At 54.5% G+C, this 16886-nt stretch carries 15 protein-coding genes and 1 riboswitch; of the genes, 5 read left to right on the top strand and 10 right to left on the bottom strand.

Annotated features, from left to right (window positions below; genetic code table 11):
• Positions 1–31 precede the first annotated feature (31 nt).
• The 9 genes from FJM65_RS06940 to FJM65_RS06900 form a co-directional block, all read right to left on the bottom strand.
• Entirely contained in the window at positions 32–460 is a 429-nt protein-coding gene (locus FJM65_RS06940) for a hypothetical protein (protein WP_140620789.1), read from the bottom strand.
• Positions 461–661: 201 nt separating this feature from the next.
• Positions 662–1627 (bottom strand): AAA family ATPase, encoded by a 966-nt coding sequence (locus FJM65_RS06935; protein ID WP_140620788.1) that lies wholly within the window; start codon positions 1625–1627, stop codon positions 662–664.
• Positions 1628–1635: 8 nt separating this feature from the next.
• Positions 1636–3006, bottom strand: coding sequence for a peptidylprolyl isomerase (locus tag FJM65_RS06930; RefSeq protein WP_239022864.1), 1371 nt, complete (start codon positions 3004–3006; stop codon positions 1636–1638).
• A gap of 92 nt (positions 3007–3098) precedes the next feature.
• Positions 3099–5399 carry a peptidylprolyl isomerase gene (locus FJM65_RS06925; protein ID WP_140620787.1) on the bottom strand — a complete coding sequence of 767 codons (2301 nt, stop codon included), beginning with the start codon at positions 5397–5399 and terminating at the stop codon, positions 3099–3101.
• Between the two features lie 165 nt (positions 5400–5564).
• A complete protein-coding gene (locus FJM65_RS06920; protein WP_140620786.1) occupies positions 5565–5975 on the bottom strand; it encodes an ATP-binding protein in 411 nt (136 codons plus the stop codon).
• A complete protein-coding gene (locus FJM65_RS06915; protein WP_140620785.1) occupies positions 5968–6306 on the bottom strand; it encodes an STAS domain-containing protein in 339 nt (112 codons plus the stop codon). Before FJM65_RS06915 ends, FJM65_RS06920 begins: the two co-directional genes overlap by 8 nt.
• 19 nt (positions 6307–6325) lie before the next feature.
• Complete coding sequence (locus FJM65_RS06910; RefSeq protein ID WP_239022863.1) at positions 6326–8395, bottom strand: GAF domain-containing SpoIIE family protein phosphatase; 2070 nt, start codon at positions 8393–8395, stop codon at positions 6326–6328.
• A 272-nt stretch (positions 8396–8667) separates the two neighbouring features.
• Positions 8668–10134, bottom strand: coding sequence for an IMP dehydrogenase (guaB, locus tag FJM65_RS06905; RefSeq protein ID WP_140620783.1), 1467 nt, complete (start codon positions 10132–10134; stop codon positions 8668–8670).
• Between the two features lie 408 nt (positions 10135–10542).
• Positions 10543–10860, bottom strand: a complete 318-nt coding sequence (locus tag FJM65_RS06900) for a rhodanese-like domain-containing protein (protein WP_140620782.1) — start codon at positions 10858–10860, stop codon at positions 10543–10545.
• A 116-nt stretch (positions 10861–10976) separates the two neighbouring features.
• On the opposite strand from FJM65_RS06900, the gene pnuC reads away from it, so the two are divergent.
• From pnuC to FJM65_RS06885, 4 genes are all read left to right on the top strand, one after another.
• Positions 10977–11684, top strand: coding sequence for a nicotinamide riboside transporter PnuC (gene pnuC / locus FJM65_RS06895; protein WP_140620781.1), 708 nt, complete (start codon positions 10977–10979; stop codon positions 11682–11684).
• Positions 11685–11894: 210 nt separating this feature from the next.
• Positions 11895–12071: a hypothetical protein gene (locus FJM65_RS21190; RefSeq protein ID WP_181163659.1), complete on the top strand. Its 177-nt coding sequence runs from the start codon at positions 11895–11897 to the stop codon at positions 12069–12071.
• A gap of 105 nt (positions 12072–12176) precedes the next feature.
• Positions 12177–12701, top strand: coding sequence for an AAA family ATPase (locus FJM65_RS06890; protein ID WP_140620780.1), 525 nt, complete (start codon positions 12177–12179; stop codon positions 12699–12701).
• 10 nt (positions 12702–12711) lie between these two features.
• The gene (locus tag FJM65_RS06885) at positions 12712–13587 is read left to right on the top strand and encodes an aldose 1-epimerase family protein (RefSeq protein ID WP_140620779.1); all 876 of its coding nucleotides are present in this window, start codon (positions 12712–12714) and stop codon (positions 13585–13587) included.
• A 131-nt stretch (positions 13588–13718) separates the two neighbouring features.
• On the opposite strand, the gene FJM65_RS06880 is transcribed toward FJM65_RS06885, so the two are convergent.
• On the bottom strand, positions 13719–13967 hold the full coding sequence (locus FJM65_RS06880; RefSeq protein WP_140620778.1) for a hypothetical protein: 249 nt from the start codon (positions 13965–13967) through the stop codon (positions 13719–13721).
• Positions 13968–14193: 226 nt separating this feature from the next.
• Positions 14194–14292: riboswitch (TPP riboswitch) on the top strand.
• Positions 14293–14352: 60 nt separating this feature from the next.
• Here FJM65_RS06880 and FJM65_RS06875 point away from each other — a divergent pair.
• Positions 14353–16824, top strand: coding sequence for a TonB-dependent receptor (locus tag FJM65_RS06875; RefSeq protein ID WP_140620777.1), 2472 nt, complete (start codon positions 14353–14355; stop codon positions 16822–16824).
• Positions 16825–16886: the final 62 nt, after the last annotated feature.

Genomic DNA, 16886 nt, shown 5'->3' with positions numbered 1-16886 from the left:
CTTTCGCTTTTTATTTTACAAGGTATACTTCTTAGGCATTCAGGTACGGGTAATTGAAGTGCTTCGGGCTGTGCAGGTTCTGCTGAATCATCATTACATCCAGCGTATGCGCTGTCTCCTTAAAAAACTCCAGGCGGCGGTACAGCATCTCTTTCTGCAAAATGGTGCCGGTGGCGGTTTTTATGTATGCCTTCTTTTCTTCCAGTACGCGGTGCATTACCTCGTTTGCCTGCGTTTCGTGTTGGCTATACCAGTCTTTAAAGTCGAACAGGCGGGCAGCCCCGGAGGTGGAAGACTGAAAATCCAGGCCGTGCAGGCGCAGCAGGTCAGCCAGCAGGTTTATCTCCAGCGGAATAGAAGTGTTGTACGGCATGGAACGCACTTCCAGTTTGCTGTTCAGGGCATTGGCTATACGTGCCAGGTTATCTTTAAAATGAAAGAATAAAGCAGCCGCTTCCATAATTCTTGTTCGTAATATTGAGGATAAAGTATAGGCGCAAAATTACACCAATATGAGTGAATTGCTAAATTGTTTGATGGTTAAATTGTTAGTCGGTTAGAATCAGGATTAATAGAATGGGTAGCGTATCTGGAATGACTAACCAAGTAAGTACACCTGCAGGTCAACAATTTAACCATATAGCAATTTAACAATTAAAACTTACATCAGCTCCCGGATGAGGTGCTCTTCTGTAACGCCCTCTGCCTCGGCCTTAAAGTTACGCACAATGCGGTGGCGCAGGATGGGCATGGCCACTGCCTGCACGTCTTCTATATCAGGGCTATACTTGCCGTTGAGGATGGCGTTGCACTTGGCGCCGATAATCAGGTGCTGCGAGGCCCGCGGGCCAGCGCCCCACTCCAAAAATTGGTTAGCCTGCGGAGAGGCCATGGGCATGTTGGGGCGGGTTTTGTGCACAAGCTTCACGGCATACTCCACCACGTTATCGGTTACCGGCACGCGGCGCACCAGCTGCTGAAAAGCAAGTATGTCGTCGGCGTGAAGGATTTTTTGGAGCTGGTTAACGGCGTCACCCGTGGTGTTCTTCACAATCTGCAGCTCCGACTCGTAGCTTGGGTAGCCCAGCGTGATGTTGAACATGAAGCGGTCGAGCTGCGCCTCGGGCAGCGGGTAAGTGCCTTCCTGCTCAATGGGGTTCTGGGTAGCCAGCACGAAGAATGGCTTGGGCAGGTCATATTTGCGGCCCGCCACTGTTACGGCATGCTCCTGCATGGCCTCCAGCAGGGCAGCCTGCGTTTTGGGCGGCGTGCGGTTGATCTCGTCGGCCAGCACAATGTTGGCAAAGATTGGCCCGGTCACGAACCGGAAATTGCGGTCCTTGTCCAGCGTTTCGGCACCCACAATGTCGGAGGGCATCAGGTCGGGCGTGAACTGCACCCGGTTAAAGCTCATGTCGAGCGTGGAGGCGATCGTTTGGATGAGGAGCGTTTTAGCAAGCCCCGGCACCCCCACCAGCAGGCAGTGCCCCTGACAAAAAACAGCTGTAAGCACGAGCCTTACCACTTCATCCTGACCTACAATTACTTTTGAGATTTCAGAAGTAAGCTCACGGTAGGAGCGGTGCAGGGCGTCGGCTGCTTCTTTGTCAGAGGTGAACTGCGTCATAAGCTGTTTTATTGCACTGGTTTCTGGAGCAGGTTACAGTCCTGGTACTCCGGGTCTATTTCGATGTAAACTGAATTTATGTTTTTCTTGAACCACTCGTTTACCGCTTTGCTGCGCTTTTGGTTTAGGGCGGCGCTGGCTATCTTCTGGTAATCGTCGTCCAGGTTGGCCTGGTGCGGCTGCGTTTTCGACTTCAGGTAGATAATGCGCATGGCCTCTTTGCCATCTGGCGTAGTATAAGCAATAGGCTCAGAAATATCGCCTACTTCCATGGTGTCAATCACAAAGAAAATGGCCGGGTCTACCTGGTCCATCGGGATGTAGGTAAAGCCTGTGGCACGGTTCGACAGCATACCGCCGTTGTCTTTGGTGTTCTCATCGTCTGAGTACTCTTTGGCAGCCTGCGCAAAGGTAAGGCTGTCGTTCAGCACCATGTTACGCACACTGTCCAGCTCCTCTGCGGCGGCATTCAGGTCTACCGTTGCTGTGCCGGGCTTTATCAGGATGTGGCGCGTGTTGAACTCCTGGCCGCGGCGCTCGATCAGCTGTATCAGGTGGAAGCCAAACTGCGACTCGATCACGTTAGACATCTCGCCGGGCTGCAGGCGCAGGGCCGCTGCCTCATACTCTGGCACCAGTTCCTTTTTCTTGAAGAAGCCCAGTTCGCCGCCCGCTTGTGCTGATCCGGGGTCTTGTGAATACTCCTTCGCCAGCGTGGCAAAGTCCTCGCCGGCAAGTATACGCTTGCGCAGTTCCTCCAGTTTCTGGCGCGCCTCCTGCTTCTGCTGGCGGCTGATCTCGGCTTCCTTCACAATCTGCCCGATCTCTACCTCTGTGGAGAAGTATGGCAGGCTGTCTTTGGGGATATTGTTGAAGTACTTTTTGATTTCTTTGGGCGTAACGGATACCTTCTCTGTGATCTGGCGCTGCATCTTCTCCATTACCAGCTGCTCGCGCACGGTTTTGCGGAGCTCGTCCTTTAGCTGGCGCAGGCTTTTGTTATAGTACTGCTCCAGGCGGTCGGTGCCACCCACCTGGCTGGCCAGGTAGTTGATGCGTTCATCCAGGTTGCTGCTCACCATTGCCTCGTCTACCACCACAGAGTCTACCTCGGCGCGGGCCAGCAGCAGCTTGTCCTGCAGCAGTGAGGTGAAAAGCTGGCACTTCAGTTCTTCGCTAGGCTGCTGTTTTGTCTGGGCCAGGTACTGCAGGTAACCAAACTCCAGGTCGGAGCGCAGGATCACGTTGTTATCTACTTTGGCAATAATGCCATCCACCTGCACCTGTTGCACAGGAGCCTGGGCAAAGGCCGTGGCAGATGTTGCAAGAAAGCAGAGCGCGGCAAAGGCCGAAAGGGCCAGTTGATGAATATTTTTCAAGGTTTCTATCTTAATTTATACTTATGCTCGGAAATAACGCACAAGTTACTTCTTTATTCTGAAATACCCGAAAGGCAGGCCAAATTCGGCGGCTATTTGCGCACCAGTTTCTCTACCTCATCCTTCTTAATCTCTACCGGATACTTGTTGCGCAGTTCCTGCACCCACTGCTCCTCCAGGTAGGCCTGGTAGTCAGAGATAACAGGGCCGCGCACCTCGCTGAGCTTCTTATAAGCCGGCTCCAGCACATCCTTTATAATGATGAGGTACTCGCGCCCGTTCTGCTGCAGCGTGTACGTTCCTTTTTGCCATTCCACAGCGTCCAGGGCCTTGTTGTCGCCGCGCTCGAACTTCTTCTCGGCTATCTGCACCCCCAGTGGGTTGCTCTTGTTCAGGCTCTCGGCGAGTGCTGCCAGTTCCGGGGTATACAGTGCAAAAGAGACGCGGCGGTTGCGGCGGCGGCCTGTTTCGGTGTTGTCAGGGCCGGCTTGCTTGCTTTGGCCCAGGCTGTTCGTGCTTACCTGACTGGCCGGCACCCCCTGCTCCTGCAGGTAGGCGGCTACTGCCTTGGCGCGGGTCTCTGCCAAGTTGCGGTTTTCGCGGGCGTCGGTGTGGCCGTTCACGTCCAGCGTCAGCGTTTCGTTCTGCTGCAGCATGGCCGCTAGTTTTTGCAGCTCGGCTTTGGCCTCGGCGCTTAGCTCGGTTTTGTTCTGCTCAAACAGCACATCGTTTAGCTTGGCAAAAGAGACAGGGTAGCGGCGTTTCTCCAGCTGCTGCTGCGCCTGCTGCAGTAGCTCTTTGTTGGCCGCGCTGATCACGATGGCGTCGGCGCGCTCGCCCCACTTATACTTCTCGCGGTTCTGGTTAAAGAAGTTGCGGAGGCCTACGGTATCCTCAATGGCTTTGCTCCATACTTTCTCATCCATCAACTGGAACAACAGAATACCGTCGTGGTACTCCTGCACCAGCATTCTGTAGTCGGTATACTTGTTCTCTAGGTTGTTTTTCTCGTACTCCAGCAGGCGCTCCTCGGTAAACTGGTCGTATAGCAACTGCATGGCATGGGCGGCATCGCCGGTGCTGCGGGGCTCCTGCTCCTGCTGCACATAAGTATAAAAGTCGCCGATGGTGTATGGCTTTCCCTGAATGGTAAAGAGGGTTTCTTTCAGCTCTTTCGCGTTCTCGTCGTATGTCCACTTGCCTTGCAGCAGTTCCTCTGTGGCCTTAGCCATGGCGGCTGCCTTAGCCTCTGGTTGTTCGGTAAAGCCGTTCTCCTGCCGGATGCGCTTCAGAAAAGCCGTCTTGTTCAGCTCAGAGCGGGAGTCTTTGGCTATTTTATTGCGCAGGTGCTGCTCCATCTCCTCATAGCTCGGCAGCGTGCGCTTCTCTATCAGTTTTATGATGTGCCAGCCGTACGGCGTGTAAACAGGCTTAGAGATGTCGCCGGGCTTTTCCAGGGCAAAGGCGGCGTCTTCAAAAGAAGGTATCATGCGGCCGGTGCCAAACCAGGGGAGTTCACCTTTGTTGGCGGCGGTGTTCGCATCCTCCGAGAACTCAGAGGCCAGTTTGCCCCAGTCCTCGCCACGCTGCAGGCGGCGGTAAATGGCCTCTACGCGCTGCTTGGCTGCCAACGAGTCGGCGGCAGGGGTGCCTGCGGCAGAGCGAACCATGATATGGGCTACCTTGGCCTCTCCCCGGGCGGCACGCTTGTCGTTTACCTTTACCAGGTGGTAGCCGAAGCGCGTGCGCACCGGCATGGATATTTCGCCCACGGCAGTTTTATAGGCGGCATCCTCAAACGGGTACACCATCTGCAGGGCCGTAAAGTAGCCTAGCTCGCCTTTGTTGTCGGCTGCAGAGGGGTCTTGGGAGTACTGCTGGGCCAGCTTGCCGAAGTCCTCACCCTGCTGCGCACGCTGGCGCAGCTCCATCGTGCGGTTATAGGCTTCCAGGGTGTCCTCCGGTGCAGCATCCGGGGGGAGCGTGATCAGAATATGCGAGGCGTTTACCTCCTGCTTCATGCGCTCGTAAGCCTCTTGCACCAGCTTGTCCGTTACGCTTTTCTCGGTCAGGTATGGCTGCGCCAGCTGCTCTTTGTACCCCTCCAGCTCGCGCTTAAAGGCCTTGGTGGTGTCCAGGCCGCGGTTCTCGGCCTCCAGCACTTTCAGCTTAAAGTTGGCGTACAGGTTCAGGTAATCGTTTACGCTTTGGCGGGTGTAGGCATCCTCGTTTCCGCCATTGTTCTTCTCATACACATAGCGGAACTCAGACAGGGAAACGGGCTGTGCGCCAAGCGTAGCGATGGCAGGTTCTTTACTGTTGTTCTTCTTGGAGGCGGTACAGCCGGCTATTGCCAGGGCGGCTACCGCAACAAGTAGGTGGTTGCTGCGCATAGGTTGCTGTAAAATCAAATTTTTATACCCTTGGCTAGGCAGGCAAGGGATGCAATTTTAGCTAAATTTTTTGACAGATAAGACAAAAACTAAAACCATAATCCAATTGCGATGGCTTTTGTTCCCGGATAACGGGCAGCGCCGCGCAAAAGTATGTAAGTATCTTTATTTGATTTTCTTGTAGAGCAGGCAGATGTTCTGGGAACCGTCCGAGAGGAATTCCACTTTATCCATGATGCGGTTGACGAGGGCGATGCCCACGCCTCCCTTTTTGCCCATGCGGATGTACTCTTTAATGTTGGGCTCTTTGTAGTTGGAGCTCTCAAAGGCGCGGCCCTGGTCTGCAATCTCAAACCGGACCTGGTCTTTTATGGTCTGCACCTTCAGGGTGAGGTATTTTTCGGGGTCTTCGTGGTTGGCGTGGATGATGAGGTTGGCGCATATCTCATCCACGGCCAATACGATCTGATTCATGAGGATGTCTGAAAGCGAGAGGGCGGTCAGGTACTCCGTCACGAAATCACGAATTGGCTTCAGGTTTTTTTTAGTACAATTTACCCGAATGGTATTATTCATTTGCAATGGTCCTTGCTTCCTCGTAATCAGACACGATGGTCATGAGCAGATCCAGGCCCAGTATTTCGAATACGTTGCGCACCTTGTCCTGCATGTTGAAGAAGATAAGTTTGATCTGGGCATCCTCGAACCGCTGCAGGTGCGAAATAAACACACCAAGGCCTGCGGAGGAAATGTAGTTAAGATCCTGGCAATTTACCAGTACCTTGCTATACTTCATGATTTCCGGGTCCGACAGTTCTTCGTCCAGAAGTACAGAGGAGCTTGCGTCCAGCTCACCGTTCAGGGTCATTATGACGGTGTTGTCTTTAATTTCTTGTGTAATTTTCATCGGCATACTTTACGTTTAATCATGTGTTAGGTTGAGTAGGCTTGAACTTTATCACGAGCAGCGTCTGGTCGTCGTAGATGTTGCCGGGGCCGGTAAAGTCGTTTAAGTCGTTGATGATGGCATACTTAATGTCTTCGGCCTCCAGGTGATAAGTTTCCTTTAGCATGTGCTGCAGGCGTTCTTCGCCATACTCATCGTTCTGGGCATTGCGGGCCTCGATTATCCCATCGGTATAAATCACCATCACGTCGCCCGGGTTGTAGTCATAGTACATTTCCCGGATGTGCCCTGCGTAGTTCCTGTTGTCCCGGATGATGCCCAGCCCCAGTCCCTCGGTGGAGAAGTAGAACACATCGTCCATCATGGAGTTATAGTATAGCGTGTGGCAGTGGCCGGCCCGCGCAAACATAAAGCCCTTCATCCGGTAATCAATGATGTATAGCGAAGAAGTAATGAAAGAGGTTCGCTCCAGGCACCGGCTCAGGGCGCTGTTGGCCTGCTTCATAAACTCACTCGGGGCCATGTCCTGCTGCATCAGCCCATGAAAAATGCCTTTCATCTGGGCCATGTGAAAAGCCGCCGAAATTCCCTTGCCCGACACATCGCCGATGATAATGGCAATCCTGGACTCGCTTAGCTGCAAGAAGTCGTAAAAGTCGCCGCCCACTTCCTTGGCCGCCACCGAGTGCGTGCTGATCTCAAACCAGCTGTCGGTCGGGAAGGTTTTCGGGATCAGGCTCTCCTGCACCTGCGTGGCAATCTTCAGTTCCTCTTTGTAGCGCTCGTTCTGCAGCGACTCGTTTACCAGCCGCAGGTTCTCGATGGTGAGGGTGGTCTGGCTGGTAAAGGTGCGCAGCACGTTCACGGTCTCCTGGTCAAAGCCTCCTTCCACGTCTTTGAGCAAGTATAAAACCCCGGACAGGTGCTTGGCCGTTTTAAGCGGAAGTATGGCTACGGATTTCCAGGGCAGTGCCAGGCCCCTGAAGCCCGGGTTGCGGCCCAGGTTGTTGTTGATATAATCCAGGTTGTTGATGTTGTAGGCCTTGAGCAGGTGCCGGATGCTGTTTATCTGGGGCTCCTGGATGTTGAGCAGGTGCGTGGTTTGCGGCTCGCTGTTTCGGATAACCTCGAACCAGGCGGCGTTGGCATCAGAGGCTTTGATGGTGCTCTCGAAGAGCATGTCGTATACCTGCGCTTCGCTCTGCCCCTGCTGTATCGACAAGCTCAGGCGCTGGAAGTTAAGCAGGTCCTCGCTCTTCTGCTCAAACACGCTGGAGGTAGGCAAACTGAACAGCGACACCAGAAAAGCCGCCAGCGTATACATGGTCACAAACATCATGGCCAGCAGCAGGAAACCCACCCCACTGTAGTCTATCACCAGGTCTGTCCGTTCGGAGGTGTTCAGGAAGAAGCGCACAAAGATGTAGCAGCTGAGCAGCACGGCGCCCAACAGCACCAGCGAGCGGCTCTTGTTGTTGAACGTGAGGTAGGCCACCCACTTCATGTTGGTGCACAGGAAGAGTATGTAAAAGCCCATCAGGGCCAGCAGCGGCAGAAAGACGTAGTTGGTGTAGTCGAAGTTGAAGAGCGTGAGCAGCAGCGTGGCGGCCAGCAGCAGTTCAAACCAGTCCCAGGCAATCTGCAGGAACTTGTTTTTGTGGTACAGCAGCAGCTGCCGCCAGATATAGAAGGCCTTTGCCAGAAACAGCACCAGCAACGCAAAGTTTACCTGGTACACCAGGTGCAGCAGCAGGCTCGACTTCACGTCAGCGTAGTTGTTGTACACCCTGTAAACCAGGTACAGGGCCACGCTCAGGTAAGCAGTCACGCCGGCTTTGGAGAACAGGTTCCAGAGGTAGCCGATAAAGTCCATGCCCTTCAGGGTTTCCGTCTGCAGCCGCTGAAACAGGAACACCGACACGATGAAAATGACGATGAGCAGGTTGCGGAAAAAAGGCAACGCGAATCGTGGAGCATCCGTGCCTGCCAGGGTGCTCTCGGCGGTTAGCAGCACATATACCAGCAGCAAAAGCCAGCTGATGAGTGCAGAAATAGCCAGTAAGGATTTTGCGTTGGTTTTATATAGCATAAAACGGGAGTCCGCTCTTGTTCTAAGCCATGCCGGAGTATGGTGCTCCTTAGCTTCTTTTGTAGTGAAAGGTAAGAAAAAATTCTGCTCTTTGGCCAAGTTATCGTGTCCTGATTGGGAAAATCACCTTGCATAACGTAAACCGGGCGCTATAGGTTGGGTTTTGCACGGTGGAGGCCGGCACAAAAAGCAAAAGCAGCCAGTAGTGCTACTGGCTGCTTTCGGGGAGCTGCAACGCCTGTAAGTATGGTGCGTGCAGCTAGGTGTTTTATTTAACGGCTGTAGTTCGGCGCCTCGCGCATGATCTGCACATCGTGCGGGTGGCTTTCGCGCAGGCCGGCCCCACTGATCTTTACCATTTTGGCATTCCAGAGGTCGCTGATGGTAGGAGTGCCGCAGTAGCCCATGCCTGCCCGCAGGCCGCCGGCCATCTGGTAAATCACCTCGTTCACGAAGCCTTTGTATGCCACACGGCCCACAATGCCTTCCGGCACCAGTTTCTTGGCGTCCTTCTCGTCGCCCTGGAAGTAGCGGTCTTTCGAGCCTTCCTCCATGGCCTCCACAGAGCCCATGCCGCGGTATGTTTTATACTTTCGTCCTTCGTAAATCAGCATCTCGCCCGGAGCCTCTTCGGTACCGGCCAGCAGAGAGCCGATCATCACGGTGCTGGCGCCGCCTGCCAGGGCCTTTACCAAATCACCGGAGAACTTAATGCCGCCGTCAGCAATAATCGGAACGCCAGTGCCCTCCAGACCTCTGGCTGCCTCCATCACGGCCGAAAGCTGCGGCACCCCGATTCCGGCAATAACGCGGGTGGTGCAGATGCTGCCCGGGCCCACGCCAACCTTCACGGCGTCGGCACCGGCATCGGCCAAGGCTTTGGCGCCTTCGGCGGTGGCAATGTTGCCGGCAATCAGGTCTACCTGCGGGTAGTGGTCCTTTATCTTGCGCACGGCCTCCAGCACCCCTCTGGAGTGGCCGTGGGCGGTGTCCACGCTAATCACGTCTACGCCTGCCTCTACCAGCGCCTTCACGCGGTCCAGCACGTCAGGGGTTACGCCCACGGCAGCGCCTACGCGCAGGCGGCCATACTCATCTTTGCAGGCATAAGGGCGGTCTTTCTTTTTCAGGATGTCCTTGTAAGTGATAAGGCCTGCCAACTTGCCGTTTTCATCCACCACAGGCAGTTTCTCTATCTTATACTCCTGCAGTATGTCCTCGGCTTTGGTCAGGTCGATGCCCTTGGGGGCCGTGATCAGGTTTTGGCTGGTCATGATGGCCGACACCGGCTGCGTGAGGTCGCGCTGAAAGCGCAGGTCGCGGTTGGTGATGATGCCGGTGAGCGTGCCGCTATTGTCCACGATTGGAATGCCGCCGATCTTGTTTTCAGTCATGATCTGCACGGCGTCGCCTAGGGTGGCGTTTTCGTTCAGGGTAATCGGGTCCAGGATCATGCCGCTCTCGGAGCGTTTTACCCGGCGCACCTGCTCGGCCTGCTTCTTGATCGACATGTTTTTGTGGATGATGCCAATGCCGCCTTCCTGTGCCATGGCAATGGCCAGCTCTGCCTCTGTAACGGTATCCATGGCCGCCGAAACCAACGGAATGTTGATGCGGATGTTGCGCGTTAGCTGAGAGGAAGTATTTGTCTGGTGTGGGAGAACCTCGGAGTATGCCGGGAGAAGAAGCACGTCATCGTATGTGAGCGCCTCGAATAAAATCTTCTGATCGGAGAGCATGGCAAATAAATTAGGGGTTATTATTTGCCGCGTAAAGTTACAGAAACTTAAGGAGATATTTATGCAAGTACCCGTGGATTTTTTTAAAGCACCTGCCTGCAAAGTATGGTTTTCAGGAAGTATAAATCTATTTCTGGCCTGATAAGAGGGTAGGGGCGCTTCATTTCACTCCAGAACTGGAGCTATCAATTCCCTGTCATTATGTTAAAAATCTTGGTGGAAAATAGATTAAGCTTTTGCTGCAGGCCCACAAGATCCTTTCAGGATGACAAAAAGAGAGAATGAAACGACCTTAGGTAAAAGGAAGATCTACTTAAAAGAAGAGTGGCAGGAGGTCAAGGCAGCTAGCTACAAAGTATAAAAGTACAGCCGCAAGTATAAAATTTAACCTTCTAACTCCGCTAACTGTTAATACGTGGCCATGGTGGGGTCTACCTGGGTGGCCCAGGCGTGGATGCCACCTTTCAGGTTTAGCAGGTTGTCGAAGCCGAGGCGCTGGGTAAGGTAGTTGATGGCCTGGGCGCTGCGGAAGCCGTGGTGGCAGATAACCACTACCGGCACATCGCGCCGGATGCGGGAGGCCTGCCGGGGGAGGTCGCCGAGCGGTATGAGTTCGCCGCCGAGGTTGCAGATCTCAAACTCTTCGGGCTCGCGCACGTCTACCAGCTGTATGTGGCTGCTGTGTGCCAGCCGTGTTTTCAGCTCCTGTACAGTAATCTCATCCATAGCGCAAAGGGTAAATAGGTATAGTTTTAGCGGCACGAACAGCGTTTGGTTGCGCCGGGGCCAAAAATAACAAAGCTTTTGTTTCCGGAGGTAACCGGAAGGTGTAAATTGCGGCGATGGAAATCTGGCAAAGTATAAACCTCGACTGCTACAGTCTGCTGCTATCCGCAACGGCGGGCAGTGCCGCCGAGGTGTGGCAGCAGTTTGTGGCAGGCATGCGGCAGACCTCGCTGCTGGAGTATATAGCCGTGGTGGCAGGTATCATCAGCGTGTGGTACTCTAAAAAAGAAGACATTCTGGTATACCCAATCGGCCTCATCAGCACCACCATTTATGTGTACCTCAGCTTTAAGTACCATTTAATAGGCGAGGCGAGCGTGAATGTATACTATACCGTGCTCAGTGTTTACGGTTGGGTGCTGTGGGCCAGAAAGAACAAGCAGGAAGAGCATGTGCTGCACATCTCGTTCTCAGACCGGAAACAGTGGCTGCAGCAGCTGGCTTTTTTTGTCGCCTTATACCTGATTATCTTCTTTAGCCTCTCCTACCTGAAAGGGGCTTTTTACGGGGGCGTTATTCCGTGGGCCGATGCCTTTGCCAGCGCCACCGCCTACACCGGCATGTGGCTGATGGCGCGCAAGAAAGTGGAGAGCTGGTACTGGTGGGTAGCCACGAACTTCGCCTCGGTGCCTTTATACTTCGTGAAGGGGCTGGTGTTTACCTCGGTGTTTTATGTGGTGCTGTTGCTGCTGGCCTTTGCCGGGCTGGCGGAGTGGAAGCAGAAAGCCAGCCGCCGCCGTGAACAAGTAGCCAGGGCCGCCTAACCTGCTTAGCGGGTGAGCTCTACATTTCTGGCACTGTATGTGCAGCGGAAGTATAAACCTGCCAGGATTCTGCAGATACTTATAGCATAGTGCTACTTTATCCTGTAGTTGTTTAATTATATTCATAGGGATACCGCGTAAAAGAAGAACCAGCCTTTGCTGCGATCCCGATTGGGCGTAGTTTTTTGAAAACTCTAACACTGCAGCACCATGAAACAACGTAAACTGGAATTACCTGATGAACTGAAGTTCGAAAACAGAATGAAGTGGGGCTACGAGTCGCCGGATGAGCGCCCCAAGTTTGTTTTCTTAAGACAATGCGGAGAAACCAAGCCTAAGGTCGTGGAGGTGTACAATTTCTATGACTACAGTTTCTCTGATAACTGACTACGCCCGTAAGCGAGGCAGTAAAACAAGAAGAGGCAGCCATGGCGGCTGCCTCTTCTTGTTTTATGTAGCCGGCCGCTCGTTATTTTTCCCGACCTTTGTGCTATGATCAAAATCGCTATAACCGGGCCGGAGTCTACGGGCAAGTCTACGCTGGCCGAGCAGCTGGCGGCGCAGTACAACACCGTTTGGGTGCCGGAGTATGCCCGCACCTACGTGGGCAACCTGGGCCGGCCGTATACTTTAGCGGATATTGAGGCCATCGCCCGCGGCCAGCTGGCCCTGGAGCAGGAGCTGCAGCAGCAGGCCAGGGGCATACTTTTTTCTGATACCGACATGCTGGTGCTCAAGATCTGGAGCGAGCACGCCTTTGGCCACTGCCCCGCCTGGATACTGGAAGAATTACAGACGCAAGACTACAACCTTTGCCTGCTGATGGGCGTTGATTTGCCCTGGGAGCCTGATCCGCAGCGCGAGCACCCGCACCTGCGCCAGTACTTTTACGACTGGTACAAGCGGGAGCTGGAAGCGCTGCAGGTGCCCTTTGCAGAGGTAGGCGGGCAGCACCAGGAGCGGCTGCAACTGGCCACGCGGCACGTAGAGGCGCTCCTGCATAACCATCAACCTTAAACAACAGAACATGCTATACTTCCTCGAAAACGACAACTACAAAGTGGGTGTAGATACCCTGGGCGCCGAGCTGCACCACTTCATCAAAAAAGACGAGAACCTGGAGTTTATCTGGCAGGCCGACCCCAACGTATGGACAGGCCATGCACCCAACCTCTTCCCGATAGTGGGGGAGCTGCCGGGCCAGCAGTATACGTTTGAGGGCCAGCAGTATGAGATGAAGCGCCACGGCTTTGCGCGCCGCAAGGAGTTTGAGCTGGTGGAGGAGCACCACGACAAGCTGGTTTTTCAGCTGACCGAGGATGAGGAGACGCTACTGCAGTACCCGTTCAAGTTCAGGCTGCTGATAGCCTATGCGCTGGAGTGGAACAAGCTCTCCGTTACCTATCACGTCACCAACACCGACGACAAGGGTTTATACTTTTCTATTGGCGCCCATCCAGGCTTTAACGTGCCTCTCTACCCCAACGAGAAGTATGAGGATTACTTTATAGAATTTGAGAAAGAGGAAACACTGCACCGCTACCTGCTGAGCGAAGGCGGGCTGCAAAACGGCAACACCGAGGCCGTGATGGAGCAGGAACGTGTGCTGCCGCTAAAAAGCAGCTATTTTTACAAGGATGCCCTGGTGTTTAAGGAGGTACAGTCGGAGAGGGTGGTGCTGGGCAGCCATAAGAGTTCGCGCCGCGTAGAGATGGAGTTTGAGGGCTTTCCGTTCCTGGGTATCTGGGGCAAGCCGGAGCAAGCGCGCTATGTGTGCATCGAGCCGTGGTGCGGCATAGCCGGCAGGGTAGGCGAGAGCGGCGACATCACTGAGAAAGAAGGCATTAACCAACTGGCCCCGGAGCAGAGCTTTGCCCGCACCTATACTATCGCAGTGCTGTAAGTATAGTTTTTCGTTGGCGGTTAGTGGGTATTATTGTCACTTATTGATCTTACCTCCTAAACTCTCTAACTCTGCAATCAAAAAGCCCCGGTGTGTTTCTAACACACCGGGGCTTTTTGATTGCAGTTGGCTCAGTGGAGCGAAGGTTCCGGGAACTTCGGCACCTTTATGCTTCGGAAGTCATACTTCGGTTCAAAGTCGTTTACCGGAAGCGAAATGCCCGGCGGCAAGTCCAGGTCCGGCAGGTCGTCCCCAAGTGGCTCTCCTCCGTCATCGTCGTTGTCGGTAGATGGCGGGCGGTTAAACTTGGTGCGTGGGGCAAAGGCATAGTATGCCAGTATGGTTAACAATGCTGCGGTGTATAATATGCTGATCATCATCTCGGTTCTCTTTTATTTTTCAACTTCTGCTGATCTCTCTGCACGGCAACTAGCCTACGCCCGATAGGGTAAAAACTATAGTGCCTTCTTAAGCATTTCAACGTACTTTATGGCTAAGTGGTTATCTGTCAGAGCTAAAATTTAGTGGCTGTTTCTGCACCGGCCTCACACGCTGCCTAATATAATTAATCCTGTTCTTTTGATTAACACATAAAGCCCCTACCTTTGCCTGCACTAGGGGTGCCCAAACATTTCGGGCTGAGATCATACCCATTGAACCTGATCCGGGTAATGCCGGCGAAGGGAGCGGTACGGGAAACAATTGTAGCAGGCAGCCGGCCCCTGGCTTGTCTGTATGTTTCACCTTCTTTCTTTTTACAGTCTAATGAAAAACTTGTTAACGGCACTGGCAGCCATCATACTGCCAATGCAGCTGTTGGCGCAGCACACCCTGAGCGGGCGCGTGCTGAATGCGGCCACCAGCGAGGGCTTAGCCGGCGCCACCGTGGTGCTGGAAGGCGCTAACACAGGCACCGCCACCGGCAACGGTGGCACCTTCTCTTTTCCGGACCTTGCCACCGGCACTTATACTTTAAAAGTGAGCTACATCGGGTTTGCGCCGCAGCAGGTAAGTATAAACCTGCAGCAGGACGAGCAGGTACAGCTTGCGCTGCGCCCCCAGGCGCTGCAGACCGGCGAGGTGGTGGTGCAGGCTACCCGCGCCGACGAGAAAACGGGCACTACGTTCACCAACGTTACCCGCGAGCAGATAGCGGAGCGCAACTTCGGGCAGGACTTGCCATACTTGCTGGAGCAGGTGCCGTCGGTGGTGGTGAGCTCTGACGCCGGCGCCGGTGTGGGCTACACGGGCATCCGCATCCGTGGCTCCGACATCACGCGCATCAACGTCACGGTAAACGGCATTCCGGTAAACGACTCGGAGAGCCACGGGGTGTTTTTCGTGAACATGCCGGACTTTGCCTCCTCGGTGCAGGACATGCAGGTGCAGCGCGGGGTGGGCACCTCTACCAACGGCGCAGGCGCCTTTGGCGCAAGCATCAACATCCAGACCCAGCAGGTGCGCCGCGAGGCCTACGCCGAAACCGACAACAGCTACGGCTCTTTCAACACCTGGAAAAACAACGTGCGCTTCGGCACCGGCCTGATCAACGGCAAATTCGCTTTCGATGGCCGCCTGTCGCGCATCAAGTCGGATGGCTACATCGACCGTGCCTCCTCGGACCTGAAGTCGTTCTACTTCTCGGGCGGCTACTACGCCGACAAAACCTCGCTAAAATTCGTGACCTTCTCCGGAAAAGAGAAGACTTACCAGGCCTGGTACGGTACGCCGGAGGCGCTGGTGTACGGTAACGCGCAGGACCTGCAGGACTACATCGACCGCAACGGGATTGAGGGGAGCGACAAGGAGAATCTGCTTTCTTCTGGCCGCACCTACAACTACTACACCTACGACAACGAGACCGACAACTACCAGCAGGACCACTACCAGCTGCACCTCTCGCACGACTTTTTGCCGGGCCTGAGCTTTTCGGGGGCACTGCACTATACCTATGGCCGTGGCTACTACGAGCAGTTCAGGGCGGAGGATGACTTGGCCGACTACGGTTTGCCGAACGTGGAAATAGGCGGTGAGACCATAGAGACAACTGACCTTATCCGCCGCCGCTGGCTCGACAACGATTTTTACGGCGCCACCTATGCCTTGCAGTATAACCCGAAAAAGCGCCTGAACGCTACGCTGGGCGGAGCCTGGAACAAGTATGAGGGCAAGCACTATGGCGAGGTGATTTGGGCCCGCTACGCCTCCACCTCCAACATCGGCGATCGCTACTACGACAACGACGCTGAGAAGACTGATTTTAACGTGTTTGCCAAGGCCAGCTACAGCCTGACAGACAAGCTGAGCGTGTTCGGGGACCTGCAGCTGCGCCAGGTAAAGTATGATTTCCTGGGCTTCGACAATGACGGAGAGAACATCACCCAAAGCGCTGACTACACCTTTGTGAACCCCAAGGCAGGTATCACATACGAGCTGCAGCCGGAGCAGCAACTGTACGCCTCCTACGCCATTGGCAACCGTGAGCCGGTGCGCGACGATTTTACCGAATCTACCCCAAGCAGCCGCCCCAAGCACGAGACGCTGCGCAACGTAGAGGCCGGCTACCGTGGCTTGTTTAGTGCAGGCGAGCTGTTCGGCCAAAGCCTACAGGCAAACGTGGAGGCCAACGTCTACTACATGGACTACAAAAACCAACTGGTGCTGACCGGCCAGATAAACGATGTGGGCGCCTATACCCGCACCAACATCGATAAAAGCTACCGCCAGGGCGTGGAGCTAGCAGGTGCGCTCGGCCTGGGCACGCGCGCCACGCTAAGCAGCAACATCGCCTACAGCCAAAACGTCATCCGGGGCTTCAGCGAGTACCTGGATGACTACGAGAACGGCGGGCAGGTACGCAACGACTACGGCAAAACCGCCATCACCTTCTCGCCGGACCTGGTGACGAGCAGCCAGCTGGAGGTGGAGGTGCTGAAAGGCCTGCGCGCCGCCTTCGTGTACAAAACCGTGAGCAAGCAATACCTGGACAATACGCAGAACGAGGACCGCGTTATACCTGCCTACCAGGTGGGCGACCTGCGCCTGCGCTACAGCATCGGCTTTAAGGATGTGCTGAAGGAGCTGGAGCTGGGGCTGCTGGTAAACAACGTGTTCGGTGAGAAGTATGCGGCCAACGGCTATACGTACAGCTATCTCTACGGCACGCAGGTAACCGAGAACTTTTACTATCCGCAGGCTACCCGCAACTTCCTGCTGTCGGTGGGGCTGAAGTTTTAAGATTAGAAAGTATACTTTTGCGGAAGAAGCCCTGCCGTTGCGGCGGGGCTTTTTTTCTTTTC

The organism is Pontibacter mangrovi, from assembly GCF_006385705.1.
GTDB lineage: Bacteria > Bacteroidota > Bacteroidia > Cytophagales > Hymenobacteraceae > Pontibacter > Pontibacter mangrovi.
This window is presented reverse-complemented; position numbering and strand designations above follow the sequence as displayed.

What these genes read in the sequence shown, in the direction of transcription:
- FJM65_RS06940 (WP_140620789.1), bottom strand. Translation starts at nt 460, where the DNA reads ATGGAAGCGGCTGCTTTATTCTTTCATTTTAAAGATAACCTGGCACGT.
- FJM65_RS06935 (WP_140620788.1), bottom strand. Translation starts at nt 1,627, where the DNA reads ATGACGCAGTTCACCTCTGACAAAGAAGCAGCCGACGCCCTGCACCGC.
- FJM65_RS06925 (WP_140620787.1), bottom strand. Translation starts at nt 5,399, where the DNA reads ATGCGCAGCAACCACCTACTTGTTGCGGTAGCCGCCCTGGCAATAGCC.
- FJM65_RS06920 (WP_140620786.1), bottom strand. Translation starts at nt 5,975, where the DNA reads ATGAATAATACCATTCGGGTAAATTGTACTAAAAAAAACCTGAAGCCA.
- FJM65_RS06915 (WP_140620785.1), bottom strand. Translation starts at nt 6,306, where the DNA reads ATGAAAATTACACAAGAAATTAAAGACAACACCGTCATAATGACCCTG.
- FJM65_RS06910 (WP_239022863.1), bottom strand. Translation starts at nt 8,395, where the DNA reads ATGCTATATAAAACCAACGCAAAATCCTTACTGGCTATTTCTGCACTC.
- guaB (WP_140620783.1), bottom strand. Translation starts at nt 10,134, where the DNA reads ATGCTCTCCGATCAGAAGATTTTATTCGAGGCGCTCACATACGATGAC.
- FJM65_RS06900 (WP_140620782.1), bottom strand. Translation starts at nt 10,860, where the DNA reads ATGGATGAGATTACTGTACAGGAGCTGAAAACACGGCTGGCACACAGC.
- pnuC (WP_140620781.1), top strand. Translation starts at nt 10,977, where the DNA reads ATGGAAATCTGGCAAAGTATAAACCTCGACTGCTACAGTCTGCTGCTA.
- FJM65_RS21190 (WP_181163659.1), top strand. Translation starts at nt 11,895, where the DNA reads ATGAAACAACGTAAACTGGAATTACCTGATGAACTGAAGTTCGAAAAC.
- FJM65_RS06890 (WP_140620780.1), top strand. Translation starts at nt 12,177, where the DNA reads ATGATCAAAATCGCTATAACCGGGCCGGAGTCTACGGGCAAGTCTACG.
- FJM65_RS06885 (WP_140620779.1), top strand. Translation starts at nt 12,712, where the DNA reads ATGCTATACTTCCTCGAAAACGACAACTACAAAGTGGGTGTAGATACC.
- FJM65_RS06880 (WP_140620778.1), bottom strand. Translation starts at nt 13,967, where the DNA reads ATGATGATCAGCATATTATACACCGCAGCATTGTTAACCATACTGGCA.
- FJM65_RS06875 (WP_140620777.1), top strand. Translation starts at nt 14,353, where the DNA reads ATGAAAAACTTGTTAACGGCACTGGCAGCCATCATACTGCCAATGCAG.